Consider the following 26,137-nt stretch of genomic DNA (forward strand, 5'->3'; position numbering starts at 1 on the left):
CGATCCAAAATGAGGCAGCTCCATATAATGAGAATTGCGGGCTATGAACGTTTTTTACGGAGAAAAATCGGTTTGAGTCCAATAAATCCAATGGCGGCGAGAATTAAATTCACCCAAGGTGAGATTCTGAATACTGGCAGTACACTGCGCAGCGCCAGTCCGGCGACAAGAATCACGACAACTAACACAACATACATCAAGATGGATTTAAGATTCATCTGGGGCTTTACAGGGGCATGGTCTGGCTGTTGTGTCTCCTCGCCTTCTTCGGGACGGTCCATAAAATTCATCAGAGCTTCAACGAGTAGAATGGCTCCTGCGGCGATGATGATAAGGGTGGATAGGCTGATTTTTTCAAAGGGGTTGATATCCCCACCTGTAAAGGTGACAAACCATCCGATAATTGCCTGTGTCAAGAAAAACATAGACAAGGCAATCCATGCAATAAGCGTATAATTTTTTGCTTTATTCATTTCTTCCTCCTGCTTTATGAGCGTATCCCGGGCTGATGGAACCGCCATTTCGTAACAAAGACAGTATACGTGAGGAAGCGTCGGATGGCAAAAGACTTTATCTATAAAATGTATATTACCGCTGCATTCTCCTCAAACTGGATACAGGGTGAGCACATAGAGCAACCTGAATATAAACGTTAAGAGGGTGTGGCATCATGAAACTGGAGAACCAGGCAGATTATTCAGTCCAAAAACGACTGGCAAACGCTTCGAACGGGAATAGCGGGGTGGCCTCGTCTACAAATGTGAGTCACCGGAGCGTTCAAGGATCATCTCCAACGTACCGTATACTGGACGATATCGAAGTGGCTGAGGATACAGAATTTGCGGGTGAACTAGGTGCACAGAACTATCGCAGCCTGTGGCATGAGGATGAACATAACGGCGCCTCTTGTAAGCTGGAGTGGGAGGGACGAACGGAGACCCACCAAATGTTTAGGAACAGCTACGAATAACGAATGTCTACTTTAATGTAGTGATTCACTCTAATAAGTGTAGTATAGCGTTCTCCGGAATCGCATCGGGGAGCGCTATTTGTTTACTTTTTTAACGATGTGAACTGACAGGTTGACAAGGAAGCAGGGCGATGATAGACTGACTTTACTATAAAATCTTATTAAACTTATCGGAATTAAAGTGAATGAATATCCTGGATGGATATTCCACGTTACGATATGAGTTTGAATTCATAAATGTGTAGTAAAGCTTGAAACAGGGGGAATCAGGATGGAACGGCAAATTGGAATTCGCTTTGAACATGAAGAACTGGCAACAACAATTCATTATCCAAACCGTACAAATGAGGGAGATCGTCAGAAAAGGGTTCCTCTCGTTGTTATATGTCACGGTTTTGTAGGCAATCGTATCGGAGTAGATCGATTATTCGTCAAGACTGCGCGTGAACTGGCCGAAGGGGGATACTTTGTCCTGCGTTTTGATTTTGCCGGTTGTGGAGAAAGCACGGGGGAATATGGTAAGCAGGGGTTAGAATCCATGATTAATCAGACACGTACCGTGTTGGATTACGCCGTCAATTGCGCGGATATTGACCCGACCAAGGTGACGCTGATCGGTCACAGTCTGGGGGGCGCGGTAGCCCTTCTCACAGCCGTACGGGACAAGAGAGTACAAAATCTGGTTCTTTGGTCCGCAGTGGGCTATCCGTTCAACGACATCGTCAAAATTACGGAGCGAAGCGTGTACGATGAGTCTGTTAAAACCGGTCATGCCGACTATTTGGGCTATAAGTTTACGCCTGCTTATTTTGAGTCGTTAGCTCAATTTCAGCCGTTCCAGGAGGCCGTTAAATTTAACGGAGATGTGCTCGTTGTTCATGGCACCTCGGATGATATTATTCCTGTGGATTATGCATTTCTGTTTCAAAAGATATTCTGGATGCGTCCAGAGGGACGCTGTGATAAAGAGATTATTTTCCAGGGAGATCACACTTTCTCGTCAGGTAAAGAGCGGCAACGGCTGATTGATCGAACACTTGAATGGCTGGATGAACAGGAAAATATTCAACGGGATTGGCAGCACTGGATGATCTGATTTCAGTGTATAACGGATTGTATTGGAAATTGCGCCTCCGCCGGAGTAAAATGGAAGAGTAACACTATACTGGCGTGTGGAGGTTGGCAGCGATGACATTACCCTCAATTTTTGTTGCGCATGGTTCACCGACACTGGCTGTAGAAAATAACGCATATACCAGCTTTCTTGCAAAGCTGGGCGCGAGCCTGCCCCGACCCAAAGGAATTGTCATTTTTTCCGCGCATTGGGATAGCCCCGATCAATGTATTGGCGCGGATGATCAGCATGCAGCGTTGCACGATTTCTATGGCTTTCCCGAAGAAATGTACTCAATTGATTACCCTGCACCAGGCGATCCAAAGCTGTATGAGGAGATAGAGCATCTGTTCAGTCAGCATAACCTGTTCCACCAGCCGGTTCGGAACCGAGGACTGGATCATGGAGCATGGGTGGTTTTGCGGCATATATATCCTGATGCAGACATACCGGTCGTACCCTTATCCATTGATTCTCGGCGCGCTCCCCAGGAGCAATACGAGATTGGGCGGATGCTGGCGCCGTTGCGAGAACAAGGGATTTTGATTATCGGTAGCGGTGGATTGGTACACAACTTGCGGACACTCAAGCAGACGAGTGAGCCAGCCGATTGGGCCGTTCAATATGATGACTGGATTGCACAGCAGCTTCAAGACTGGAATTTGCGTCACCTATTCCAATATGACAAGAAGGCTCCATATGCCAAACAGGCGGTACCTTCTTATGGAATAGAGCATTTTTCACCTTTGTTTTATGCGATGGGGGCTGCGGATCATGAGCGCTCCGCGCGTAAGCTTTTTCAATCGTATGTCCTTGGCTCGTTAAGTCTCAATTGTTGGGCTTTTGGTCAAGAAAGTGATACGTAAATGTAAAAAAAGAACTTCCGAATCCACATGGTGTGTGGGAATGGAAGTTCTTTTGTGTATTTTGCGTCTTCGATTAATTAGAAGGCACGTGTATCGTGAGCATAACAGCGCAAAAAAATAACCATTATCCCGGAGGATAACGGTTATTTTGGGGATGGTTAAGCTATTTTTCGACTAGGGTCCACTGGAAAGGTATCTTTATTTTTACGAAACTGTCCACGCAGGAAGGGCAATACCCAACGGTCAAAGCCAATTCTTCCGGCATTTGCACCAGCAACTACAAGGAAGATTTCAAACAGCAGGTAGATTGCATTGGTGCTTACTGTACCCGAGAACAGGAACGAGAAGTTCATAACCATAGCCATCAAAGCAGCCAGTGTAGTCAATGTACCGAGAAGCAGGCCAACCCCGACCAAGAACTCACCCAATGGGATCAGGACGTTAAACAAACCTACATTAGGCAGGGCAAAGGCTTCCAGGAACGATCCCCACCAGCCTTGTACAGCGGGATGGTCTCCACCTGTTTTAGCAATGGCCCCCGAGATAAATCCGCCTGCATCGAATCCACCTGTCAGCTTTTCAAGTCCGTGGGTCATCCATTCATAACCTAGATAAACCCGTACTACAGTCAGCAACCACATTGCGACTTTGTTTTCACGTAACCAGCTGTTAAACATTCAAACCACTCCTCTTTCTTAATCTATAATGTTGGTTGTATTTCATTTTGTTGGGGATGATCATCTTTGCTACACCTTTATTGTAGTAGGTTCAGTTACAGTTATTTGTGATAAAAATCACAAAGTCTGAATATTTTTTAAATTTTAATGTCTTTAGATAAGTATTCTATAGAGTGGTTACGCTTCAATCAAGACAAAAACAGGAAATAAAGCTTATAATGAGAAAAATAACTAAGTGGAGGGATGAACTTGTCCAGGCCCATTTCCCAACGAAATCATTGGTTGCGTGTGATGGCCTCAGCTCTGTTATGCATGACGCTGATGTCTTGTACTGCTATGTCGAATACGGGTGAATCTGATTCCGTTCCCCAACCGACCAAGCAAGTAACAGAGAAGGAGGCACTTGAACCGCCGAAGGAGCAGTCTATTCCGGCATTTACAGCTCCGCTTACCGGTCTTCCGGTGGAGCAGCCTGTTTTGGAGCGGCCGCTCGCTGTCATGATTAACAATGCTCCGGCTGCACGTCCACAGGCAGGACTTAGCCAGGCAGACATGGTATATGAAGTTCTTGCAGAAGGCGGGATTACCCGTCTGGTCGCTTTTTTCCAAAGTCATGGTGGAGATGTAAAGATCGGACCGGTCCGTAGCATTCGACCGTATTTGATTGAGCTGGGCGAAACCTATGGTGCGTTGCCTATACACGCAGGGGGAAGCACAGATGCCTATGCGATTTTACAGCAGCAGCGGAAGGAACATCTGGATGAGATTTCAAATGGAGGGGCTTACTTCTGGCGAAGCAAAGATCGTCGTCCTCCACATAATTTATACACAGACGTGAACAGACTGCGCAAAGGAAGCGATAGTAAAGGGTATGCCAAGCATACGGACGTTCCAGTATATTCTTACCTTAAATCCGGTGAAACCCCAGTTATGGTGGACGAGACAGCAGCATCTTTGCAAATTCGTTTTTTGCTTAAAAGCTATCGGGTATCTTATACCTATAATCCAGCGAATCAACAATATAAGCGTTTTGTGAACGAAAAGTCACATGTGGATCAAAATAATAACCAACAGCTCTCAGCAGCCAATGTTATTGTAATGAGCGCTAGACATCGAACGTTGGATGATGTGGGCAGATTAAGTGTTGAGCTGGACGGCAGTGGACAGGCCATGGTGTTTCAACAAGGACAGTTAATACAGGCTGAATGGCAGCAAACACCAGGCAATGCGATTCGTTTTATGAAAAATGGGGTTGAAATCCCGTTAACGCCAGGTACATCCTATATACATGTGGTACCTGCAGATACTTCACTAAAGGAACATGTAACCATAGCAGCAAATTAGAAAACGAAATACACCTTTTTAGGAAGAAATTGTCGGATAATGACCTTCCATGTCGGGCACTGTATACGTATGTCATGAAATTTGCTTTTACAAACATTACAAAAACATTGATGAGTGTGATAAGATAGCAAAGGTTGTCTATTGCAGTCGAAACAGGTTGCGGATATTTTCGTAAAGGGGTAATCGTTATGAGATTGAAGAAAAAGGATATATTCTTCGAGACGTTGGAAAATATGGCAGATACGATCGTGCAAGCAGCCGATTATTTTGCCCAACATACTTCAAATCTTCAGGATGTGACTTTGTTTACAAATGAAATGAAGAAGTATGAAAATAAGTGTGATGATTACACACACACGATTATTACTGAGCTGAACAAGACCTTCATTACGCCGTTGGAACGCGACGACATCATGGAACTGACAACAACCATGGATGATGTGTTGGACGGTCTTGAAGCGACGGCTTCTCGTTTTTATATGTACAACATTACGGAGCCGGACGAGTATATTGTGCAGTTCGCTGATATTCTGCGTCAATCAGCTTACGAAATTCAGAAAGCTGTACATTTGCTTTCGCAGAAAAAATTGCTGGCCATTCGTGAATACACTATTCGCCTGAATGATTTGGAAAATCAGGGGGATGAATTATTGCGTATTTGCATCAAAAACCTGTTTGCAACTGTAACTGACCCTATTGAACTGATTAAACGCAAAGAATTGTACGAACGCCTTGAAACGACAACGGATTCATGCGAGGATGTTGCAAATATGCTGGAATCCATCATTATGCGTAACTCGTAAGGGAGTCCTTTTACATGGATACAAGTTTACTGGTATTGGGTATTGTTATTTTTCTTGCTCTGGCATTTGATTTTATTAATGGTTTTCATGATACGGCGAACGCGATTGCAACTTCGGTATCGACCCGTGCATTGACCCCGCGACGTGCGATTATTATGGCTGCAGTCATGAACTTTCTCGGGGCAATATTGTTTACAGGCGTTGCGAAGACCATTGGTGGAAGTGTCGCTGATCCAACCAAGCTTACGAATGGAATTGATATCGTCATTGCGACGCTGATCGCTGCGATTATCTGGAACCTCTTAACCTGGTGGTTCGGTATTCCTTCATCCTCTTCTCATGCACTAATTGGTGCATTGGCTGGAGCGGTGTATGTAGGTGCGGGATCGGATAAATTAAACTGGAGCGGCTTCATCGGGATTGTCGAAGGACTTATTTTCTCCCCGTTGATTGCTTTTGTTGTCGGTTACATCGTGATGATAATTTTAAAATACATCTTCGCTCGTCGTAGTCCGCATACGGTAAACAAAGGGTTTCGTACAATGCAGGTCATTACGGCAGCGCTTCAGTCGTTTACGCATGGTACGAATGATGCTCAAAAGGCGATGGGGATTATTACATTCGCACTCGTTTCGGCGGGGTATCAGGACCATTTGGAAGTACCCATGTGGGTGAAAATTTCAGCCGCAACAGCCATGGCGCTGGGTACGTCTATCGGGGGCTGGAAAATCATCAAGACGATGGGAACCAAGATTTTTAAAATCGAGCCAATTAACGGATTCGCAGCCGACATTTCGGGAGCCTCTGTTATTTTCACAGCTACATTGCTTCATTTACCCGTAAGTACCACTCATGCCATTACTTCGGCTATTTTGGGTGTGGGTTCTGCGAAGCGTTTTTCCGCTGTGCGTTGGTCGCTGGCCGGTCGAATTATTATTACTTGGGTTATAACGATACCAATTGCTGCGCTGTTATCTGGATTGATTTTCAAAATTCTTTTCTAGCTCATTATTATTTCTTGAAAAATAGGTACACACTATAGAATACACAATAAGCTTCCGTCCGCTTTTTGCGGCAGGGGCTTATTGGCATTCTGGGGCAAAACGGCTTCTTCAAAGTTTACACATCCAGATAGTTCCATGAAACGTTTTTCAAAAATACCTGACATCAAAGTAGTCAATTTTTAATAACTCCTGTAGAATAAACAGAAAACTTTGAACCGTTCAACTGACTGGAGGAAATTATGCAAAAATCTAGAAAACTAATAGCACTCATGATTTGTTTGTTTTTTGTGGTTGCCCTGTCCGGTAATTTCGGTGTAGTGGCACATGCAGAAAATAAAACAAAGTATGATATCGGCACGGATACAACGTTCGCGCCTTTTGAGTTTGAAGATGTAGATGGTAAATTTGTCGGAATCGACATGGATTTGCTGGCAGCTATTGCCAAGGATCAGAATTTTGAATATACGATTAAGCCTCTTGGCTTTAACGCGGCAGTGCAGGCCCTTGAAACGAATCAAGTGGATGGTGTCATTGCCGGGATGAGTATTACCGATGAACGTAAGCGGAAATTTGATTTTTCCGAGCCTTATTTTGATTCAGGCGTCGTCATGGCGGTCCGCAAGGATAATGATACGGTTAAACGCTATGAGGACTTGAAAGGACAGCGTGTCGCTGTCAAAACAGGAACGGAAGGTTACACATTCGCAGAATCGATTAAGGCCAAATACGGCTTTACTACAGTACCGTTCGATGATTCTTCTCAAATGTATGATGAAGTCAAAACAGGTAATTCGGTTGCCTGCTTTGATGACTATCCGGTACTGGCATACGGTGTAAACCAGAATAACGGCCTTAAGCTGGTAACAGATAAGGAAAAAGGTGCTTCTTACGGGTTTGCTGTTAACCAAGGCAAGAACCAGGAGTTGCTGGAGAAATTTAATGCAGGGCTTGTTAATCTGCGCAATAGCGGGGAATACGATAAAATTTTGGCTAAATACCTTGGCGAATCGGGCAAAGGTGTGGCGCCTGTAGAGACCAGCCGCTGGGGACTGATTTCCGCTTCGCTGCCTTCGCTGATTAAGGGCATGGGAAATACGTTGCTGTACACACTTGTATCTTTACTCGTAGCCTTTATCCTAGGGTTGGTGTTTGGCTTTATGAAAGTAAGCCATAACAAGGTGTTCCGTGGTATTGCAACTGTATTCGTCGATATATTCCGCGGTATTCCGCTGATCGTGCTTGCTTTCTTTATTTACTTTGGTATTCCACAGGCACTGGATTTCAAAATGCCGCTTTTTGTCGCGGCTGTACTGACATTATCCCTGAATGCGGGTGCGTATGTAACTGAGATTATCCGTGGTGGTATTCAGTCCATTGATCCGGGACAAATGGAAGCAGCTCGTTCGCTTGGTCTACCCTATCGGACGGCTATGCTTAAAATCATTTTGCCACAAGCTGTGAAAATCATGATCCCGTCGTTTATCAATCAGTTGGTTATTACGTTGAAGGATACGTCCATTTTGTCTGTTATCGGTCTGGTCGAGTTGACCCAATCGGGTAAGATCATTATTGCGCGGACATTCCAATCCTTTGATATTTGGCTGGTAGTAGCGGTGATGTATCTTATCGTCATTACAGTCCTGACCAAAATTTCCAACCGTCTTGAAGGGAGAGTTCGCCGTGGGTAAAATTATCGTTAAAAACCTGAAAAAAAGCTATGGTAGTAATCAAGTGCTAAAGGGCATCGACATGCAAGTACGTGAAGGCGAGGTTGTATGTGTCATTGGCCCCTCTGGTTCGGGAAAAAGTACGTTTTTGCGTTGTATGAACATGCTTGAAGAAATTACCGCAGGTGAGGTCATTGTGGATGACTACAACTTGAGTGACAAAAACGTGGACATTAACAAAGTCCGTGAAAATATAGGTATGGTATTTCAACATTTTAATTTGTTTCCGCATATGACCGTGCTCAAGAACATTATGTTCGCGCCGACTGAACTGGGGAAACAGTCCAAGGCAGAGGCCCGGGAAACGGCTATGAAGCTGCTGGATCGTGTAGGGTTGGCCGATAAGGCAGATGCACTGCCAGGACAGCTTTCCGGCGGTCAGAAGCAGCGTGTGGCGATTGCACGTGCGCTGGCAATGAATCCAGACATTATGCTGTTCGACGAGCCGACCTCGGCGCTCGATCCTGAAATGGTAGGCGAAGTGCTGGGCGTAATGAAAGATCTGGCGCGTGAAGGCATGACGATGATGATCGTAACGCATGAGATGGGTTTTGCACGCGAAGTAAGCGACCGTGTTGTGTTTATGGACGGTGGTTACATCGTAGAAGAAGGAACGCCACAAGAGGTATTTGGTAATCCGAAAAACGAGCGGACTATTAGTTTCTTGGAGAAGGTATTGTAAGAGGATTAAAAGTGAGGCAGGGTTTGTGTTTGTAGGCGGGGATCTCGTTGTGAGACGCTCCGCGATCCATTTGATCTTTCGATCGCTGTTGCCCCTGAATTTTTGGATTATATAAGACCTTATTAGGTGAAAATTCAGAGGCAAAGGCGAACGCTACCGCTTCTACAGATTCAAATGGACCGCTACGCTACTGCTCGCTGAGTAGTCCCTTTTCGTGCAAAGAGCCTGCCTCACTTTTGAATGAGTGGGTGCAGGGGAAGAGGGCGCGAGTGAGATTTTTCATTTTTGATGTTTATTTTCATAAGTGGAGGGCTTGCTTTGAAGATAAGGACTGCTCATCATGAGGATATTCCGGCTTTGGCTTATCTAATGGAGGAGCTTGGTTATCCTACGACTGTAGAAGATATGAAGATGAGATATGATCGTATCGCTTCTGACCCTAACTACCATACTCTGGTGGCTGAAGATGAAGGGGAAGTCGTTGGGATGGTTGGGCTACATGCGGATATCTTTTATGAAAGAAATGAAAAATACGCGCGTATCGTCGTTTTTGTGATGGATTCAAAACATCGTAATAAAGGCATCGGGAAGGCGTTAAATGAGGAAGCGGAAGCTTGGGCTAAAGAGAACGGGGTGGTTGCCATTGCTTTGAACAGTGGTAATCGAAGTGAGCGACAGGATGCCCATCATTTTTATCGCCGATTAGGATATGAAGCGACAAGCACAGGGTTTGTGAAAAGGATTTAATCTACAATGAATTGATTATTTTATAAGGATATCTTGGGAGGCATGTTGGCCCGGAGATATCCTTTTCTTTATTAAAAGGAATACAGGACTTGAGATTTGTATAATGTTAATTGGCTTATATAAAATATAAATAACATAACAGACGGAAGTGTAAGCGAGGGGGACGTACGGTGATACGTACATTGACTATAGGTCATGATCATCAGGTAACAGTGGGGAAACCATTGGATCAGATCGTCATGGAGGATTACATATGGATGTGGGTAGATTTTAGCGAGCCTACAGATCGAGAGACGGAGCTGCTGACGAGTTATTTTCATTTTCACCCATTGGCTGTGGAGGATTGTATGCATGTTCTGCAACGTCCCAAATTGGATTATTACGAGGATGTGCAGTTTCTGGTCGTGCATGCGCTTGATGTAGATACGTTAGCTGCGGAAGAAGTGGATATGTTTATTAGCAGTCGTTTTTTGGTTACATATCACCATCATGAGTTAGAGGAGCTGGATCAAGCCTGGGAGCGGATTGTCCAGCATGCGAATGAACGTAAAATATGGTCGCGAGGGCCGCTGTCTGCAGCCTACACGGTGATGGACAAGCTGGTAGATAACTATTTTCCGAGCCTTTTTATGATTGAGGATGAATTGGCCGAGCTGGAGGGCTTGGGCGGTCGCGAATCCGTAGAGGAATTAATGAAGCAGGTGTTTGACCTGCGTGGCAGGCTGCTCAAGCTACGCCGTACCATCGTACCCATGCGTGATCTGATGTACCGAGTTTTGAATTCGCAGCATGTGCAGGGCCAAGGAGATCATATGGCTTATTTTACCGATATATATGATCATTTATTGAAGCTGACAGACATGCTGGAGGCCGACCGCGAGATGACAGCCGACCTGAGGGACAGTTATATATCGCTCAATTCCAATCGCATGAATTCAATTATGAAGACGCTGACCGTAATTACGACCGTCTTTATGCCCTTGACGCTGATTGCAGGAATTTATGGTATGAATTTTTCGAATATGCCCGAGTTGGGCTGGGAATATGGATATTTTGGCGTACTGTTCTTCATGTTTTTGTTGAGTGTTGCAATGGTGGTCTGGTTTATGCGCCGAGGCTGGTTCAAATAGTATAATCTACTTTCTTTTGCGCTTGCGCGGACGTCTACGCGGGGTAGTGGTGCTTTTGCGCTGCGTCTTTTTCCGGCGTGGGCGTGGTGGTGTGTATTCATCCAATTCCTCGGTGATATCTGTGGCAGAATTTTTGCTCGCGGATTTGCCGAATGCTGGGAGCGAGCCCATAATCAGCTTCGCCATTGGAGCAAATTGCTGCACACTAGACATAACCTTTTGCACCTTGCCGACCGTAGCAACAATTCCATCAATACCGCCCATACGGTCAATGAAGCCTTTGATTTCGTTAAGATTACCGAGGTTGCCAAGACCCCCAAGCAGTCCTCCTTTGGCTGGAACCGGGTCTGGTGTGACTACGGCAGAATCCGTAATACTCGCTGGCGCCTCGTAAGGAACCAGCCCGGAAGAACCGGCTTGCGGAACCTCGTTGTATGGATCGAGTCCGGGATAAGGAGATGAACTATACGGATCGGAAAGAGAACGCTGTAGCGGCCTCCGATGATAGTAGTGTCCAGGCATGAGATCACATTCCTTTGCAGGTTGATACTCTACTGTATGTTACAAACGCACAGTGGGTTTAGGCGCGTGCCCCGAAATCAGGTATAAAAGCGGATTTGGGCATTCGTACGGTACGTTTCTATGGTCATGTAATGTTGTTCTGTAATGCGTGAAACCGTTAATGCTTGAAAAACCGACTATTCCTCGGGTACAATGAGGAGAGATCGTAACCTTGGGAGATGATAATCCATGCAGCTTAAAAAGCTTAATGATAAAAGTATTGATCAATTGTTCGAAGCTATTTTAACTCTTAAAAATTTGGAAGAGTGCTATGTATTTTTTGATGATCTGTGCACGATTAATGAAATTCAATCCCTCTCCCAACGTCTAGAGGTTGCCCGTATGCTAGGCAAAGGCAGCACATATAATCAGATTGAAGCAGAGACGGGGGCCAGTACAGCTACCATTTCACGTGTTAAACGTTGTCTGAACTATGGTAATGACGGGTACAAAATGACTCTGGAACGTCTGGGACGCTAATGCGGAGCCCTGGGATACTGGTAATCAGCCATGGCTCTAGGGAGCCATATTGGGTGGAACAGGTGGATCAGGCAGTTGCGAAGCTTCATTTGTCGGAAGAAATGCCGATAGAGGTTTCATTTTTGGAAACGGTTAAAGGAAGATTGATTCAAAATGGTATTGACCGTCTGGAAGCCTTGAGTGTAACAGATATATTGGTTATACCTTTGTTTGTGTCATCAGGCAGTACGCATGTAGATGAGATTAGCTATGCGCTGGGTGTCAAAGATGCGCCGGACAAAGAAACAGATTTGGAGCCGTTTCGACTGAAGGCGCAAGTGCATTTTGGCAGCCCGCTGGATGACGGAGAAGATGTTGCCCGCATGGTATGGGACAAGGTTCGCCCGCTATCAGCCGACCCTGCGAGAGAGGTTATTTTACTCGTAGGTCACGGCAGTGTGCACAACGGCTTTTTTCAGCGCTGGGAGCAGGGGATTTCTTCGTTGGCCCGTACGGTGCAAAGCGTGAGCGGTATCATCACGGACCACGCTTTGCTAAACCCCGAGAGTGTGTACGACAAGGCAGCGTATTGGAATCAGGAGCGGGGTCATGATGTTATTGTGGCACCGCTATTTTTGAGTTCGGGATATTTTACAAGTCGTATGATTCCTAAACGCTTGCAGGGACTCGAATACCGTTATTCAGGAGACCCTTTATTACCGCATCCTTTGCTCACAAGCTGGATGGATAGACAAATTCGTGAATTATTGCAAAGTGTGCAGAAGCAAGCAAGGTCAAGTCATAGGTAGTCTGGTTCGGCTATAGCGTCATTTTAGCCTTAAATTTCCTTATTTGGGCAAAGTCTGGCTTCTTTTATTGTAAAAGAGGTCTTTTTCCAGTATGATGATATTTTGTACAGACTGAATGTGATGAACTGCTATGTGAATATAAATATCATTAAATATACGGGTGGCGTAACGGAATGAAAAGAGCTAGATTAATCTATAATCCGACCTCTGGGCGTGAGGAAATGAAGCGTCGTCTTGCGGATGTTTTGCAGCGCCTAGATGAAGGGGGTATTGAAGCCTCTTGCCATGCAACTACGGGTGAAGGGGACGCAACGCGTGCCGCAATAGAGGCCATTGAGCGTGGGTATGACATGATTATCGCCGCTGGTGGCGACGGTACATTGTATGAGGTCATTAACGGGATGGCTGAAAGAGAAAACCGCCCGCCCCTAGGTGTGTTTCCTCTGGGGACGACGAATGATTTCGCCAGAGCACTGGGCATCCCCAAGCACTGGGAGGATTATTGCGACCTCGTTATTCGTCAAAATCCGAAGCCACTGGATATCGGAAAAGCGAACGACCGCTACTTTATCAACATTGCAGGCGGGGGAACTTTAACCGAGCTTACGTATGAAGTTCCGAGTAAGCTAAAAACGATGATTGGCCAGTTGGCGTATTATTTTAAAGGTATGGAGAAGATGGTCAGCCTTGCCCCACAGGAGCTGATCATCAAGGCATCGGGTCAGGAAGTGATTCACGACGAGTTTATGCTTTTCCTGATTGCGAATACGAATTCGGTGGGCGGGTTTGAAAAGCTTGCTCCTGGGGCGACAATAGATGATGGACTGCTCGACGTCATCGCTGTACGGAAATGCAATCTGGCGGAAATGATCCGATTGGTAACACTTGCTCTGCGTGGTGAGCATTTGCAGGATAAGAAGATTGTTTATTTTAAAACAGATTACATGGAAGTGACCTCACCCGGCTATGTCCAGCTTAATCTGGATGGCGAACTGGGCGGTACCTTGCCAGCGACTTTCCGGAATTTACCTCATCATTTGAATGTTTTCCGGTGAGGAATAATGAGGAAATACTTCTGCTTCCGGGCGGCAACGCAATATAGTATATGGAATGCAGAGTAGGTATTTGTTTTTTTGTGTGAGCATATTGGTTCTTGCCGTTCTCCGTGGGGAGTAACGGCATTTTCGAGTTGATGTTTGTATGTTTAGATGACCATTCTAATTAGACGTCCGAAGGAAAATACCTCATAAAAAGAAGATCAGAAAGAAGTGACAATCATGACGAATAACCGTAGCGGACGTGGAAAAAGCCGCCGGAATGCAGCAACAGCAACTCCATCCAATCGTATTCGATCCAGTGTAGAGCGTAGCGATCTGCCTGTGCAAAAGAACGATGAGGCCGTGATAGACATCATCGGCATGAACCACGATGGCGAGGGCGTAGGACGTGTCGAGGGTTTTACACTGTTCGTTCCAGGTGCGTTACCGGGTGAAAAGGTTCGAGTAAAGGTGCTGAAAACGAAAAAGCAGTATGGGTATGCCAAGCTGCTGGATATCGCGCAGGCTAGCCCAGACCGAATTGCAGCTCCGTGCGCCATCTACGATCAATGCGGTGGCTGCCAGATCCAGCATATGAGCTACGAAGCGCAGCTCAGCTGGAAACGCCAGCATGTCGTGGATGTGCTGGAGCGTATCGGGAAGCTGAGTGTGGCTACAGAGCCCAGTGAGCATACTGCACAGGTTTTGGCTGCTTCTGCAGATACAGATGGTGAGGCCGATACAGTCACGACTTCTGATTCGGCCATGAATGCGGATGGAAATGCCGACAGCATGTCGCGTGTACATGGCGTAGTCGTGCATCCTACACTCGGTATGAGTGAGCCTTGGCGATACCGCAACAAAGCCCAGGTGCCGATCGGTGTCACCGAGGGCGGGCTTGTGGGCGGTTTCTACGCACGTGGTAGCCATCGAATTGTGGATATGAACACCTGTCTCATTCAGGACGAGCGCAACGACGAAGTTGTCGCACGTGTCAAAGAGATTGGCCGAATGCTCGGCATCAGCGCATATAATGAAGAAACTGGACGCGGGCTGTTGCGCCATGTCGTTGTAAAGACCGCTTTTCGCACGGGGGAAATGATGCTGGTGCTCGTGACGAATGGACGAGATATTCCGCACGTAGATGCGTGGATCGGCAGTATTCGTGAGCATATCCCACACGTGGCAAGCATATGCCAGAACGTGAATACGAAGCGAACGAACGTTATTTTTGGCGACGAGACTCGTGTACTGTGGGGACGTGATGTGATCTACGATTACATTGGAAACGTCCAGTTTGCGATTTCCGCGCGATCCTTTTATCAGGTGAATCCCGTACAAACGGAAGTGCTGTATAGCAAAACCGTCGAATATGCCGGGCTCACGGGCAAAGAAACGGTAATTGATGCGTATTGCGGCATCGGCACAATTTCTTTGTTCCTCGCTCAGCATGCGGATCAGGTGTATGGGGTGGAGATCGTCAAAGAAGCCATCGACGATGCACGGAGCAATGCGCTGTTGAACGAAATGCGCAATGTGAAATTTGAGGTAGGCGCGTCCGAGGACGTCATTCCTGCATGGAAAGAGCAAGGCATCACCGCCGACGTTATCGTCGTCGATCCACCCCGTAAGGGCTGCGATCCACGCCTGCTCGATACCATTCTGGAGATGAAGCCAGAGCGCGTGGTGTATGTATCCTGTAATCCAAGCACACTGGCGCGGGATTTAAGGCTATTGGAGGATGGCGGGTATAGTACAGTGGAAGTGCAACCCGTAGATATGTTTCCGCATACGGTGCACGTGGAGTGTTGTTCACTATTGGTCAGAAAAGACTAATAGTTGAGGTGTATTGGCGTTTGAAAAAGGTAAAAATCAAAACAAATTTACTGATAAAAACATCAATAAGATTATCGAAACGTACCGAAATCGTGTGGATGTTGATAAATATGCTCGCGTGGCATCACTTGAAGAAATCAAAGAAAACGAGTTTAACTTAAATATTCCTCGCTATGTGGATACGTTTGAAGAAGAGCAAGTCATTGACCTTGCCGAAGTGAGTAAGCTTTTAGAGCAAGATAAACAAGAAATCGCGGAACTTGAAGCTAAGATCAATGAACAGTTGAAAATTTTGGGTATTCATGTGTAGAAATTGACGAAAAGGGTCAAGGATATTATTCCTCGGCTCTTTTTTTAAGCCATTCGCTTGGGAACGGCGTAAGCTGGGGGAAGTTATGCCGTGCAGTATTTCTATGAACTGCGGCGCAGTACGTTATAGAAGATGGCAAGGAGGGGTGGCGCTCTTCCTTTTTTTGCGAGTCTTTTGGGGAGTCTGCTCCTCTCTTGGGTATGATATACTCATTTAGATGTCTATGCTTAACATATACTGCCGTTTGAACTACGTTGCTTAAACATGTTATATGTGAAGAAGAAGCAAGGACATGAACAGGTTAGCTTTACCATTTTGGGACCAAAGATTTGTCCTGGTATTTATAGAGGAGTTTTTGATATGACGAATAATTTTTGGCGTGATTTGCCACGACCTTTTTTTATACTGGCACCGATGGAAGATGTGACGGATGTTGTGTTTCGCCATGTCGTAAGTGAAGCAGCCAGACCGGATGTGTTTTTTACGGAGTTTGCGAATACAGAGAGTTATTGTCACCCGGAGGGGAACAAAAGTGTACGCGGGCGTTTGACTTTTACAGAGGATGAACAGCCCATGGTGGCCCATATCTGGGGAGATAAGCCGGAATATTTTCGTGAAATGAGCATCGGTATGGCGAAAGAAGGCTTCAAAGGCATCGATATTAATATGGGTTGTCCTGTAGCGAATGTAGCCGAGAATGGGAAGGGAAGCGGCCTGATCTGCCGTCCCGAAATCGCAGCGAATATCATTCAGGCCGCCAAAGCCGGGGGATTGCCCGTGAGTGTAAAAACAAGGCTCGGTTTCACTGCCGTAGATGAATGGCGCGACTGGTTGACCCATATTTTGAAACAAGACATCGTTAATCTCTCTATTCATCTGCGGACCAGAGAGGAAATGAGCAAAGTAGACGCTCACTGGGAACTGATTCCAGAGATTAAGAAACTTCGTGATGAGGTGGCACCAGACACACTGCTGACCATTAACGGAGATATTCCGGACCGTCAGACCGGCTTGAAGCTCGTTGAGAAATATGGAGTGGATGGCATTATGATTGGGCGTGGTATTTTCCAGAATCCATTTGCGTTTGAGAAGGAGCCGAAGGAACACAGCAGTGAGGAATTGCTTGAACTGCTGCGTCTTCATCTAGATCTCCATGATCATTATTCAGCGCAGGAGCCACGTTCGTTCAGCCCTCTCGCCCGCTTCTTCAAAATATATGTCCGTGGATTCAGAGGGGCAAGTGAACTCAGAAACAGCTTAATGAACGCCAAATCAACAAGCGAAGTGCGTACATTGCTTGATGAGTTTGGAAGCAAGGATCATGATGAGGTAGAGGAACGTGGAAATTAAATTGCCAAGTTGGGAGACGGGCTGTTAGTAGGCATTGAAAACATAGGAGGATATATGTCCTGGAGTAAATTGAAGCAACAACTGGAGAGCTTCCTCTCTCCTGCGTTAGACGGAAGGGTCGAATACCGAGCGACCAGTTACCGTTATTTACCTGATAAATCTGGAATTTGTTATATAACTGTAGATAAGAAGAACATACTCAATATGAATGATATCACTAGTCCAATCAAATGGTATCAGACGGAGTTGGAAATCAAGAATGATCCAGATATCCAAGTTCCTATCAGCAATGAAGAAATTGAAGCGATCAGAAAAGATACTAATGGGAATGTTCCGGAGGATCGTCTACAAGTAATTGCAAGAGGTAGAAAAATATCAGAGCATGCAAAGGAGCTTTTGTCAGCACAGGCCTCATTAAGCAAGTCTAATTTTAATGTTGTAGCTAATAAGTTTTTAACTACTTCTATAGAGGACAGCTTAGAGAGTAATGATATCTTATTGAATATTCTAGCTTTAGTGGACAGACGAGTTGGAAAAAAGCGAATATTAAACATGACCGAGAAGATGAAGTTAAAGCATCCCATTGTGCAGTATTTTTATGAACTACGGCGTAGTACGTTATGAAAATAAATAACTTCTATTGATGGGGGCACGTCGTGTCAGGGTTGTCCTCACTGCAATTTGACTATATTCCTGCATTTCAAATAACGTTTTAGGATTGGGTGCTGTTCATTGTTACTGTATTGCACAATGGCAAATAGTTTGGAAGATGTACAGGAAAAAAGTTAAGAGGGGCGGCGTGCCCCTCTTAATTGTGTGATGCTGATAATTTTCGTTTATTTACAGAAATCGTAGCAAATAGTTTCAAAATTTTTCATCGCAAAAAAACTTTTTTCTCATTTAATGATCTTGCTATATTCGATAAAAGCTGAATTGTATTTCTTATCTCATGTTCCGTAGTGTCTGGGTGAATTGCACAGATTCGGAGGACAGTTTTTCCATTGAGTTGTGTCGTAAGCACAGCGGCATATCCATTCGCCACCATTTCTTGGGAGATCCTTTTGTTGAGTGAATCTAATTCTTGCTCAGATAATCCAGTTGGCGCATATCGAAAATTAACAATCGCTAACTGTGCGGGGCATACAATCTCCCAATGATTATGTTTTTTGATTTCATCTTCAGCCCATTCTGCGAGTTGAACTCCATGCTCTATAACTTCACTGACAGCATTCGTTCCTAAAGCTTGCAGTGTCACCCATAGTTTCAAACTTCGAGCAGGCCGGGTTAACTCAGGACCCAGATCCCAATAATTCATATGTTCTTCATCAGTCTCGGCATCTTTCAAATACTCTGGATGGGTGCTGAAGCAATTTTCGAGGTGCTGCTTTTCTTTGGCTAAAACCACGCTACAGGAATAGGTCTGCATTAGCCATTTGTGTGCATCCCAGGCGATACTATCTGAACGCGATATCCCGCTCAAAAGAGACTTATATTTCGAAGAAGCCAAAATCGACGCACCGTAAGCTCCATCCACGTGTAACCAAATATTATGTTTTTCACATAGGTCAGCAATTTCGTTTAATGGGTCAATGCTTCCCGTATTGGTTGTGCCTGCCGTGGCAATGATTGCAAAAGGCTTCATCCCAGCCGCTCGATCATCCATTATTTTTTTTTCTAAGGCTGAAACATCCATACGAAAATTTGTATCACTTGGAACCTTCCTGATTTGATCACTGCGGAATCCGAGGATGCGTAACCCTTTGGCGACCGATGAATGAGTTTGATCTGAAACATAAGCAGTTCCAATGGCATATTCCTGCTCGGATAACTTTGCATTGCGTGCAGCTGCTAAAGCGGTCAAATTCGACAGCGATCCGCCCGACAGAAATAAGCCTCCAGCAGTATTGGGATATCCTGCTTGGTCACACATCCACCGGATCACTTCCCCCTCTAAAAGGCTTGCGCTCGAACTCAGCATCCAGCTTCCGGCATGGGTATTATAGGCGCTGGTCATGATATCTCCTAACCACGAGTAAAGAGACATTGGACCAGGAACCAATGCGAAAAAGCGAGGGTGTTGCATGAAGGTTTGGTGAGGATAGACGTTTTTCCTCATTTCATCGACGACCTCTTGTATCGGTCTTCCTTTTTTCGGAAAACCAATTCCCCTTAAATGAGCTATCGTATCCTCATCTGCAATGTTGATTACTTTTTGAGATCGAATGTTATTATTTTCTGCTATTAATGAATGTATGAACTGCTCAATAATCTCGCCTAATTGCTGATTTGGTTCTTGATTCATCATAAGCATCTCCATCTCCTTTGTTTAACTTCAACCAAAGTATAATATAACATCTGTTGTCATATTGTGAGATTCACCGATTTCATCATTACGTTTATTTTTAGGCACTTGGCTATTACATAAATTAATTTTCAAGGTCGAAGATGGCTATACAACGGGGCTTGCTGGAATGGAGTTGTTAAAAGATTTGAATTTTATGCTTTTTCTAGATCCATTGCAAAATGTGATTAATCATATAAAGCAGAAAATGGCTAGTTTGATATCCAGAATATTGAGTTCGTTTTATCAAGTTTATTTCTGCTGTAATGCTAAACCCACCCCGTAAACTCCAGTATAGACGCTTTCGCAGATTGCGCTTCGGATTGTGCCCCTTTACGCCATTCTTTGGGCGGCTTTCCCATAAGCCTGGAAAAGCAACGGTTGAAGCTGGAAATGGAGTGAAAACCGACTTGTTCGGAGATCAAAAGAATAGAATCCTCCGTGCTTTTTAACTGCTTGCAAGCCTCTTCGATTCGGGTGCTGTTTAGGAAATCGAGAGGCGACGTCCCCATAATTTCATGGAATTTTCTTCGGAAATGAGTTGTACTTAAATGGCACAGATCGGCCAAAAAATCCATGGTAATGGGGTTCATATAGTTTTTAGTGATGTACTCCAGAACTGGAGAAATGGCAAAATCGCTTTTCAGGCTATGCTCTGTTTCTTGATCTGCCAACAGTTCATTCCTGGAATGAATTCTAAGGAGTTCTATGTAAAGGGATAGCAATAAGCCGTAGGCACTTTCCTGATAGTAAGGATTCTGCTGTTTTAATTCCTCTACGATTGAAGTCGCAAGTGTATAAACCTTGGGATGTTGCTCCTTATTCAATATACAGTTCATTCCCTTCACCACCCACAAATTCGGTTCGAAGTTGCTGTAAGCACTTTTAAATGAATGTTGAAAGAGGTCCTCTGGCGAAAAAAAGATATAAGACCAAAGACTGGCTGTATTTGGCGAACTATACGTGGTATGAGGAAGATACCTGGGGATGAAGGTCACATCGCCCGCTTTGAAGGGTACAGATTCTCCTTTGATCTCCATGATGCCGCTATCTGAATAGCATATGCCAATCTCCAAATGGTTATGGAAATGGAGATGCTCACTTTTAATATCTGAAATCTTCCAACGCTCACCGCTTAATAGCAAGACAGGGAAATTTATAGGCAAGCTGTAGTGCCGATATTCTATAACGGGCTTCTTTTTTCTGGGCATATTCAATACCCCCATGACTTTGATTTTAACCAGCAGATATACATCAGGATTTTGCAAAATTCGATTCCAATCGCTCCAAGATGCAATATATAGACGAACTAGACCATTTCGATCTATATATTGTTTATTGGAAGTCGCTTATTGGATTTTTGCAAAATCCTCACATAAATGATTAGAATTGCGCAGTTTTGTTGCGAATATGCTTAGATGGAGACTATTTTACTGCGTACAATGTAGTAAGTAAAGCGTTTTCAAAACGGCGACAAACAGCTCTCAAGCGCCTTTGGGGGCGTGTGCGCTAGGAGAGGGGAATAAAGATGCTTCAATTGAATTGTGACAAGGAAGAGATATTAAAAGTTATCGACAAAGTCGTCAGAAAAACAATGGCGATGGATTTGACGTGGGACTGGCCTTGCGGTGTGGCTTATTATGGTGTATCCACGGCCTATACAAAAACAGGTAATAAAGACTATTTGAATATGCTTAAGCAGTGGGCGGATGAATATATCGAGCTGGGTCTGCCGCACTGGACGGTAAACACATGTGCTATGGGCCATATGCTGATCACATTGTATGAAGAAACAGGGGACCAGAAATATTGGGATATTGTGATGAGCAAGGTGGATTATATTCGGAACCATGCTCTCAGGTTTGGAGACCATGTTTTGCAGCATACGGTATCCGTTGCTAATGATTTTCCAGAACAGGCATGGGCGGACACGTTGTTTATGGCGGCATTTTTTCTGCTCCGTGTAGGAACCAAATTAAAGGATGAGGCAATGATCCAGGATGCCTTAAATCAGTATTACTGGCATATCAAATACCTGCAAGATCCTAGTAGCGGTTTCTGGTACCATGGCTACAATAATGTCAAGCAGGACCACATGTCCGGATTTTTCTGGGGGAGAGCGAATGCTTGGGGAGCCTATACCATGTCGCAAGTTAAAATTCATTTGAAAGACTGGTATTTATATCCGCAGTGCATGGACGTGGAGTGTTCGCTTCGGGATCAACTGGCGGCACTGAAGGGGGTTCAAACGGAGAACGGCCTGTGGCGGACGGTACTGGATGACGAGGAGTCCTACGAAGAAGTGTCTGCATCTTGCGGAATCGCGGCGGCCATGATCAATAATGGCAATCCGCTGCATACCAAATACGTGCAAAAGGCATTGGAGGGCATCTTGAACCATATTAGCGAGGACGGACGGGTACTAGGTGTGTCGGGCGGCACAGCGGTTATGAAAGATCGGGATGGGTATCGCAATATTCCAAAAGACTGGATTCAGGGCTGGGGTCAAGGCCTGGCATTGGCCTTTCTGTCTGATATGTTGAATTAGGAGGGAACCAAGTTGTCCAAACAAACTACGGGGAACTTTACACTACCGGGAGAATCCGGTTATGAGGCGCTGACCCTGAAATTAGCTGAACGGTGGGGTGCCGATATCATCCGTGATAGTGACGGCACGCAATTGTCGGATGAGATTATTAACGCTGGGTACGGCATATATTCGACAATCTGTATCATCAGAGATCATAATGAGTGGGCGTCCCACCAATTGGATAAGCTGCAGCAGTGTTTTTTAATTACAAATCCGAAGGTAGCTGTACAAGATTATGTATCCATCTATCTGATGGAGGATTTTTTTGCTGAACAATTCAAAGTTAATGATTCCAAAGAGGCGTTTAATTATTGGCAGGTTTTTGACAGAACGACCGGAGAGGAAGTTCCAAGAGAACAGTGGAATTATGAAAGGGAATCCGGAAATGTGGTCATTACCGGAATTGTTCCTTGGCATAAATACACGGTAAGCTTTATGGCCTACCGGATCTGGGAAGAGATTTCCATGTACAATCACACAACGAATCATTGGGACAAAGAGCATTTGATGCAGATTGATCCCATCTATGCAGAAACGCAAAAATATCTGCTGGCTTGGATGGAAGATTGGTGTCTCCATCATAAGGAAACCACGGTTGTTCGGTTTACCTCCTTATTTTATAATTTCGCCTGGATCTGGGGCAGTAATGAGCGCAATCGCCATCTGTTCTCTGACTGGGGTTCATACGATTTTACGGTAAGTTCAAGAGCGCTTGATCTGTTTGCCAAGAAATACGGGTATTCGATGACTGCCGAGGATTTTGTGAATGGCGGGAAATACCGCGTCAGTCATATCCCGGCTGAGCAGCGCAAGCTGGATTGGATGGCATTTATCAATGATTTTGTAATCGAATTTGGCAAGAAATTAACTGACATTGTGCATAGGCACGACAAGCTTGCCTATGTTTTTTATGATGACAGTTGGGTTGGCATGGAGCCTTACAATGACCGTTTTCAAGAGTTTGGATTTGACGGGTTGATTAAATGTGTATTCTCAGGATACGAGGCGAGGCTCTGTTCAGGTGTAAAAGTGAATACGCATGAGATTCGGCTGCATCCATACTTATTTCCAGTTGGTTTAGGCGGGCTTCCTACCTTTATGGAAGGGGGAAATCCCACGCTGGATGCCAAAAAGTATTGGATTAATATCCGGCGCGCCTTGCTGCGGGAGCCTATTGACCGGATTGGACTGGGCGGATATTTGCACCTTGTAGAGCCTTACCCGGATTTTTGTGATTATATCGAAAAGATTGCCAATGAGTTCAGAGAAATTAAAGAACTACATCATGAAGGCAAACCCTATCACATGAAGACGAAGGTAGCTATTCTGCATAGCTGGGGAAAATTGAGATCGTGGACATTGTCCGGCCATTTCCATGAAACGTATATGCATGATTTGATTCATGTCAATGAAGCTTTATCCGGATTGCCGATTGAAGTGCAATTCATTGATTTTGAAGATATCCGTCAGGGAATTCTACAGGATTGTGATGTAGTGATCAATGCCGGCTCTGCTGGTTCAGCATGGAGTGGTGGGGAGCACTGGAATGACAACAAGTGTGTGGACTTACTGACGAAATGGGTTTATGAGGGTGGTACCTTTATTGGCATCAACCAGCCCTCTGCGGTCGAAGGCCACGACAGCTTTTTCAGAATGGCACATGTTCTTGGACTGGATGAGGATACAGGCTCCAGAGTAGGTCATGGAAAATGGACTTATGAGGTTAGGGATGAGCATGGTTTGGTGCCTGAAGGAGCCAGTATAACGCCAAAGAATAGCATTTATCTTACTGATGGGTCAGCTGCGGTAGTGGAGGAAACGAGTGGTATGATAGCATTGTCTACTCATGCCTTTGGTAAAGGAAAGGGGATCTACCTTCCTTCTTTCGAATTCAGCTGGGAAAACACAAGGTTGCTGCTGAATATAATTCGGTTTGCAGGCAATGAGTTACATGAAACGAAGTACATTACAGATAACCTATATACAGAGTGTGCTTATTATCCAGAAAGTAAAATGTTGGTTGTTATTAACAATAGCGATCAACTTCAAAGAACGACGATTGAAACGGAATATGGCAAACAAACCATGGAATTAGATCCGTATGACACCATGATCACCCATATCGGCTTAACAAAATCGGTATAGGAACGGAAAATAATGAGAAGTAGCGGTATCAAGCCCTCCTTTATTTTAAGGAAGGGCTTTTTGTTTCAGCACCTCCAGAAAATCAAGCTAATTTACCGGGGATTTTGTCCATTCAAAAGTATCTACCCCATCATTAACTATAAGTAGAACAATTAAGGAGATGATTTCTTTGAGAAAGGCAACCTTAATGAAAATTAAAAATGCGGAAGCAAAGTTGGGAAGAAAGCTAAAGAAAAGAAGTCACGTGGTTATGAATCTTAAAAAAGCCATTCGTGTAACTCAACTTGGAGATGGATTCGCACGCTTCACTTTCGCTCCGATCACTATTTCTCCTAATAGCTTTAGAAGCACTACGATTAACGGTAACGCCTACAATCTGATTAGCGGTGCATGGACTTTCTCTGGAAATGAACAAGGGTTTCTTCTCAATAATTATTCCGCGGCCGAAGACAGATGGGTATTTACTGCATGGAATCCAACTGGATTCACAAGAACGGTATCCTATGCTGTTATCGCCAAACGGAAGCCATAATTCAAATGTCATAGTTAGCAAGGAAAAGGAGCTCGAGCCTTCTTTTCCTTGCTAAAATGTAGAGGGAATTTTGAACAAACCTTCGATGATCTTATAATTTTTGATAGTGGCGTAAGAGGTGCTCAACTCTATCTTTAATAATCTGTTTTAAAGATTCTGGCTTCACTGATCGTACATAATGACCATATCTCATAAAATAATGAGCGATAAACTCCTCTTCTCCAGGATTATAAAATCCCTTAATGACTGTCTTATCACCATTTTCTATTTTCATTGAAGGATAATGTTCTTTATAAAAAATATCCTTGGCTTGTTCTACAATCTCTACTTCAAAGTCAATGCTCTTCTCAGATTGATACATTTCTAATGAACGACTAAGGAGTTCGTCTATAGAAAAGCGAGAATTGTTCTCCTCTTCTTCTACAAAGGTGATTCGATCACATCTGAAAACTCTATATTTATTCGTATGTAACTCTATTCCAGTAGCATACCATTGACCAAACTTAGCGGAAATTTTGAAAAATTGAACATAGTAACTTTTGTTCTGATTATTTTTTACATATTTAACTTTACACGTACTCTCATTAAGAATGCTTGTTAAAATTTTATCTAAATAGCGACTAACATGATTATGCTGATATATTTCAAATTGTAGAACCTTTTTCATTTTATGAATCTGGTTTATTTGTATTTTAGAAAGACAGTGTTCAAACTTTTCATTCAGTTGATTAACACTTAAGTGAAAGGGGGTGGATTGATAAGCTTCTAACGTCAACATTGCAAAGTACAGAGCATACACTTCATCCATCGTAAAAATAATGGGGGATAACAATCTATTTTTTAGGATACCATATCGTCCATGTCTGCCATGTTCCGAAAAAATAGGCATACCTAATTGTTCCAATGAACTAATATCTCGTAGAGCTGTACTTTTTGAGATATGGTATTTATCCATTAGGTCATTTAAATTAAAAAACTCTCGACTGTTTAAGTATCTGATCATGTCATTTAATCTTTCTGATTTCTTCATCTAAATCTCCTTATAAAGGTGTCATATTTTGATACCTTTTTATATGATAATAAGTTCAAGGGAATAGATCAAA

General features: G+C 44.3%; 27 protein-coding genes. 20 read left to right on the top strand and 7 right to left on the bottom strand.

Annotated features, from left to right (window positions below; translation table 11 throughout):
• Positions 1 to 41 precede the first annotated feature (41 nt).
• Positions 42 to 473 (bottom strand): hypothetical protein, encoded by a 432-nt coding sequence (locus ACYCSE_RS13405; protein ID WP_459698378.1) that lies wholly within the window; start codon positions 471 to 473, stop codon positions 42 to 44.
• Between the two features lie 197 nt (positions 474 to 670).
• Between ACYCSE_RS13405 and ACYCSE_RS13410 the strand changes: the two genes are divergently transcribed.
• From ACYCSE_RS13410 to ACYCSE_RS13420, 3 genes are all read left to right on the top strand, one after another.
• Positions 671 to 970, top strand: a complete 300-nt coding sequence (locus ACYCSE_RS13410) for a hypothetical protein (RefSeq protein WP_013308832.1) — start codon at positions 671 to 673, stop codon at positions 968 to 970.
• A gap of 271 nt (positions 971 to 1,241) precedes the next feature.
• The gene (locus tag ACYCSE_RS13415) at positions 1,242 to 2,066 is read left to right on the top strand and encodes an alpha/beta hydrolase (RefSeq protein ID WP_459698379.1); all 825 of its coding nucleotides are present in this window, start codon (positions 1,242 to 1,244) and stop codon (positions 2,064 to 2,066) included.
• Positions 2,067 to 2,158: 92 nt separating this feature from the next.
• Positions 2,159 to 2,950 (top strand): dioxygenase family protein, encoded by a 792-nt coding sequence (locus tag ACYCSE_RS13420; RefSeq protein WP_250243234.1) that lies wholly within the window; start codon positions 2,159 to 2,161, stop codon positions 2,948 to 2,950.
• Between the two features lie 158 nt (positions 2,951 to 3,108).
• On the opposite strand, the gene ACYCSE_RS13425 is transcribed toward ACYCSE_RS13420, so the two are convergent.
• On the bottom strand, positions 3,109 to 3,627 hold the full coding sequence (locus tag ACYCSE_RS13425; protein WP_459698380.1) for a DoxX family membrane protein: 519 nt from the start codon (positions 3,625 to 3,627) through the stop codon (positions 3,109 to 3,111).
• Positions 3,628 to 3,876: 249 nt separating this feature from the next.
• On the opposite strand from ACYCSE_RS13425, the gene ACYCSE_RS13430 reads away from it, so the two are divergent.
• From ACYCSE_RS13430 to ACYCSE_RS13440, 3 genes are all read left to right on the top strand, one after another.
• On the top strand, positions 3,877 to 4,971 hold the full coding sequence (locus ACYCSE_RS13430) for a DUF3048 domain-containing protein (protein ID WP_459698381.1): 1,095 nt from the start codon (positions 3,877 to 3,879) through the stop codon (positions 4,969 to 4,971).
• 188 nt (positions 4,972 to 5,159) lie between these two features.
• A complete protein-coding gene (locus ACYCSE_RS13435) occupies positions 5,160 to 5,774 on the top strand; it encodes a DUF47 domain-containing protein (protein WP_007428879.1) in 615 nt (204 codons plus the stop codon).
• A 14-nt stretch (positions 5,775 to 5,788) separates the two neighbouring features.
• Positions 5,789 to 6,778 carry an inorganic phosphate transporter gene (locus ACYCSE_RS13440; protein WP_039272398.1) on the top strand — a complete coding sequence of 330 codons (990 nt, stop codon included), beginning with the start codon at positions 5,789 to 5,791 and terminating at the stop codon, positions 6,776 to 6,778.
• Positions 6,779 to 6,810: 32 nt separating this feature from the next.
• Here the strand turns inward: ACYCSE_RS13440 and ACYCSE_RS13445 are convergent, their stop codons facing one another.
• Positions 6,811 to 6,954, bottom strand: coding sequence for a hypothetical protein (locus ACYCSE_RS13445; protein WP_318628219.1), 144 nt, complete (start codon positions 6,952 to 6,954; stop codon positions 6,811 to 6,813).
• A 63-nt stretch (positions 6,955 to 7,017) separates the two neighbouring features.
• Here ACYCSE_RS13445 and ACYCSE_RS13450 point away from each other — a divergent pair, with 63 nt between their 5' ends.
• The 4 genes from ACYCSE_RS13450 to corA all read left to right on the top strand — a co-directional run bounded on the left by ACYCSE_RS13450 (position 7,018) and on the right by corA (position 11,064).
• The gene (locus ACYCSE_RS13450; protein ID WP_250267478.1) at positions 7,018 to 8,466 is read left to right on the top strand and encodes an amino acid ABC transporter substrate-binding protein/permease; all 1,449 of its coding nucleotides are present in this window, start codon (positions 7,018 to 7,020) and stop codon (positions 8,464 to 8,466) included.
• On the top strand, positions 8,459 to 9,187 hold the full coding sequence (locus tag ACYCSE_RS13455) for an amino acid ABC transporter ATP-binding protein (RefSeq protein ID WP_061830844.1): 729 nt from the start codon (positions 8,459 to 8,461) through the stop codon (positions 9,185 to 9,187). The genes ACYCSE_RS13450 and ACYCSE_RS13455 overlap by 8 nt, the downstream gene beginning before the upstream one ends.
• 318 nt (positions 9,188 to 9,505) lie before the next feature.
• The gene (locus ACYCSE_RS13460) at positions 9,506 to 9,934 is read left to right on the top strand and encodes a GNAT family N-acetyltransferase (RefSeq protein ID WP_459698382.1); all 429 of its coding nucleotides are present in this window, start codon (positions 9,506 to 9,508) and stop codon (positions 9,932 to 9,934) included.
• A gap of 170 nt (positions 9,935 to 10,104) precedes the next feature.
• The gene (gene corA, locus ACYCSE_RS13465; RefSeq protein WP_459698383.1) at positions 10,105 to 11,064 is read left to right on the top strand and encodes a magnesium/cobalt transporter CorA; all 960 of its coding nucleotides are present in this window, start codon (positions 10,105 to 10,107) and stop codon (positions 11,062 to 11,064) included.
• A 6-nt stretch (positions 11,065 to 11,070) separates the two neighbouring features.
• On the opposite strand, the gene ACYCSE_RS13470 is transcribed toward corA, so the two are convergent.
• Positions 11,071 to 11,586: a hypothetical protein gene (locus ACYCSE_RS13470; RefSeq protein ID WP_061830840.1), complete on the bottom strand. Its 516-nt coding sequence runs from the start codon at positions 11,584 to 11,586 to the stop codon at positions 11,071 to 11,073.
• 228 nt (positions 11,587 to 11,814) lie between these two features.
• Between ACYCSE_RS13470 and ACYCSE_RS13475 the strand changes: the two genes are divergently transcribed.
• The 7 genes from ACYCSE_RS13475 to ACYCSE_RS13505 all read left to right on the top strand — a co-directional run bounded on the left by ACYCSE_RS13475 (position 11,815) and on the right by ACYCSE_RS13505 (position 18,050).
• Entirely contained in the window at positions 11,815 to 12,105 is a 291-nt protein-coding gene (locus ACYCSE_RS13475; RefSeq protein ID WP_007428885.1) for a YerC/YecD family TrpR-related protein, read from the top strand.
• Positions 12,105 to 12,893, top strand: coding sequence for a sirohydrochlorin chelatase (locus ACYCSE_RS13480; RefSeq protein ID WP_459698384.1), 789 nt, complete (start codon positions 12,105 to 12,107; stop codon positions 12,891 to 12,893). The genes ACYCSE_RS13475 and ACYCSE_RS13480 overlap by 1 nt, the downstream gene beginning before the upstream one ends.
• A 173-nt stretch (positions 12,894 to 13,066) precedes the next feature.
• On the top strand, positions 13,067 to 13,948 hold the full coding sequence (locus ACYCSE_RS13485; protein ID WP_013308843.1) for a diacylglycerol kinase: 882 nt from the start codon (positions 13,067 to 13,069) through the stop codon (positions 13,946 to 13,948).
• Positions 13,949 to 14,170: 222 nt separating this feature from the next.
• On the top strand, positions 14,171 to 15,766 hold the full coding sequence (rlmD, locus tag ACYCSE_RS13490; RefSeq protein ID WP_459698385.1) for a 23S rRNA (uracil(1939)-C(5))-methyltransferase RlmD: 1,596 nt from the start codon (positions 14,171 to 14,173) through the stop codon (positions 15,764 to 15,766).
• A gap of 13 nt (positions 15,767 to 15,779) precedes the next feature.
• Positions 15,780 to 16,076: an N-6 DNA methylase gene (locus tag ACYCSE_RS13495; protein WP_459698386.1), complete on the top strand. Its 297-nt coding sequence runs from the start codon at positions 15,780 to 15,782 to the stop codon at positions 16,074 to 16,076.
• Positions 16,077 to 16,436: 360 nt separating this feature from the next.
• The gene (locus tag ACYCSE_RS13500) at positions 16,437 to 17,426 is read left to right on the top strand and encodes a tRNA dihydrouridine synthase (protein WP_459698387.1); all 990 of its coding nucleotides are present in this window, start codon (positions 16,437 to 16,439) and stop codon (positions 17,424 to 17,426) included.
• Positions 17,427 to 17,480: 54 nt separating this feature from the next.
• Positions 17,481 to 18,050: an SF0329 family protein gene (locus ACYCSE_RS13505; RefSeq protein ID WP_459698388.1), complete on the top strand. Its 570-nt coding sequence runs from the start codon at positions 17,481 to 17,483 to the stop codon at positions 18,048 to 18,050.
• Positions 18,051 to 18,300: 250 nt separating this feature from the next.
• Here ACYCSE_RS13505 and ACYCSE_RS13510 read toward each other — a convergent pair whose 3' ends face one another.
• Together ACYCSE_RS13510 and ACYCSE_RS13515 are read right to left on the bottom strand one after the other, a co-directional pair.
• A complete protein-coding gene (locus tag ACYCSE_RS13510; RefSeq protein ID WP_459698389.1) occupies positions 18,301 to 19,731 on the bottom strand; it encodes a pyridoxal phosphate-dependent decarboxylase family protein in 1,431 nt (476 codons plus the stop codon).
• A gap of 305 nt (positions 19,732 to 20,036) precedes the next feature.
• Positions 20,037 to 20,978, bottom strand: a complete 942-nt coding sequence (locus ACYCSE_RS13515) for a helix-turn-helix domain-containing protein (RefSeq protein ID WP_459698390.1) — start codon at positions 20,976 to 20,978, stop codon at positions 20,037 to 20,039.
• A 317-nt stretch (positions 20,979 to 21,295) separates the two neighbouring features.
• Here ACYCSE_RS13515 and ACYCSE_RS13520 point away from each other — a divergent pair, with 317 nt between their 5' ends.
• From ACYCSE_RS13520 to ACYCSE_RS13530, 3 genes are all read left to right on the top strand, one after another.
• A complete protein-coding gene (locus ACYCSE_RS13520; protein ID WP_459698391.1) occupies positions 21,296 to 22,315 on the top strand; it encodes a glycoside hydrolase family 88/105 protein in 1,020 nt (339 codons plus the stop codon).
• Positions 22,316 to 22,327: 12 nt separating this feature from the next.
• On the top strand, positions 22,328 to 24,502 hold the full coding sequence (gene gnpA, locus ACYCSE_RS13525) for a 1,3-beta-galactosyl-N-acetylhexosamine phosphorylase (RefSeq protein WP_459698392.1): 2,175 nt from the start codon (positions 22,328 to 22,330) through the stop codon (positions 24,500 to 24,502).
• 160 nt (positions 24,503 to 24,662) lie between these two features.
• Positions 24,663 to 25,034 (top strand): hypothetical protein, encoded by a 372-nt coding sequence (locus tag ACYCSE_RS13530; protein WP_231109497.1) that lies wholly within the window; start codon positions 24,663 to 24,665, stop codon positions 25,032 to 25,034.
• A gap of 91 nt (positions 25,035 to 25,125) precedes the next feature.
• Here ACYCSE_RS13530 and ACYCSE_RS13535 read toward each other — a convergent pair whose 3' ends face one another.
• Complete coding sequence (locus ACYCSE_RS13535; protein ID WP_459698393.1) at positions 25,126 to 26,064, bottom strand: helix-turn-helix transcriptional regulator; 939 nt, start codon at positions 26,062 to 26,064, stop codon at positions 25,126 to 25,128.
• Positions 26,065 to 26,137 lie beyond the last annotated feature (73 nt).

This window comes from Paenibacillus sp. SEL1, from assembly GCF_054602535.1.

Bases quoted from the DNA above. Each gene is read 5' to 3' on its own strand.
- ACYCSE_RS13405 (WP_459698378.1), bottom strand. From the start codon at position 473: ATGAATAAAGCAAAAAATTATACGCTTATTGCATGGATTGCCTTGTCT.
- ACYCSE_RS13410 (WP_013308832.1), top strand. From the start codon at position 671: ATGAAACTGGAGAACCAGGCAGATTATTCAGTCCAAAAACGACTGGCA.
- ACYCSE_RS13415 (WP_459698379.1), top strand. From the start codon at position 1,242: ATGGAACGGCAAATTGGAATTCGCTTTGAACATGAAGAACTGGCAACA.
- ACYCSE_RS13420 (WP_250243234.1), top strand. From the start codon at position 2,159: ATGACATTACCCTCAATTTTTGTTGCGCATGGTTCACCGACACTGGCT.
- ACYCSE_RS13425 (WP_459698380.1), bottom strand. From the start codon at position 3,627: ATGTTTAACAGCTGGTTACGTGAAAACAAAGTCGCAATGTGGTTGCTG.
- ACYCSE_RS13435 (WP_007428879.1), top strand. From the start codon at position 5,160: ATGAGATTGAAGAAAAAGGATATATTCTTCGAGACGTTGGAAAATATG.
- ACYCSE_RS13440 (WP_039272398.1), top strand. From the start codon at position 5,789: ATGGATACAAGTTTACTGGTATTGGGTATTGTTATTTTTCTTGCTCTG.
- ACYCSE_RS13450 (WP_250267478.1), top strand. From the start codon at position 7,018: ATGCAAAAATCTAGAAAACTAATAGCACTCATGATTTGTTTGTTTTTT.
- ACYCSE_RS13470 (WP_061830840.1), bottom strand. From the start codon at position 11,586: ATGCCTGGACACTACTATCATCGGAGGCCGCTACAGCGTTCTCTTTCC.
- ACYCSE_RS13475 (WP_007428885.1), top strand. From the start codon at position 11,815: ATGCAGCTTAAAAAGCTTAATGATAAAAGTATTGATCAATTGTTCGAA.
- ACYCSE_RS13480 (WP_459698384.1), top strand. From the start codon at position 12,105: ATGCGGAGCCCTGGGATACTGGTAATCAGCCATGGCTCTAGGGAGCCA.
- ACYCSE_RS13485 (WP_013308843.1), top strand. From the start codon at position 13,067: ATGAAAAGAGCTAGATTAATCTATAATCCGACCTCTGGGCGTGAGGAA.
- rlmD (WP_459698385.1), top strand. From the start codon at position 14,171: ATGACGAATAACCGTAGCGGACGTGGAAAAAGCCGCCGGAATGCAGCA.
- ACYCSE_RS13500 (WP_459698387.1), top strand. From the start codon at position 16,437: ATGACGAATAATTTTTGGCGTGATTTGCCACGACCTTTTTTTATACTG.
- ACYCSE_RS13505 (WP_459698388.1), top strand. From the start codon at position 17,481: ATGTCCTGGAGTAAATTGAAGCAACAACTGGAGAGCTTCCTCTCTCCT.
- ACYCSE_RS13510 (WP_459698389.1), bottom strand. From the start codon at position 19,731: ATGATGAATCAAGAACCAAATCAGCAATTAGGCGAGATTATTGAGCAG.
- ACYCSE_RS13515 (WP_459698390.1), bottom strand. From the start codon at position 20,978: ATGCCCAGAAAAAAGAAGCCCGTTATAGAATATCGGCACTACAGCTTG.
- ACYCSE_RS13520 (WP_459698391.1), top strand. From the start codon at position 21,296: ATGCTTCAATTGAATTGTGACAAGGAAGAGATATTAAAAGTTATCGAC.
- ACYCSE_RS13530 (WP_231109497.1), top strand. From the start codon at position 24,663: ATGATTTCTTTGAGAAAGGCAACCTTAATGAAAATTAAAAATGCGGAA.
- ACYCSE_RS13535 (WP_459698393.1), bottom strand. From the start codon at position 26,064: ATGAAGAAATCAGAAAGATTAAATGACATGATCAGATACTTAAACAGT.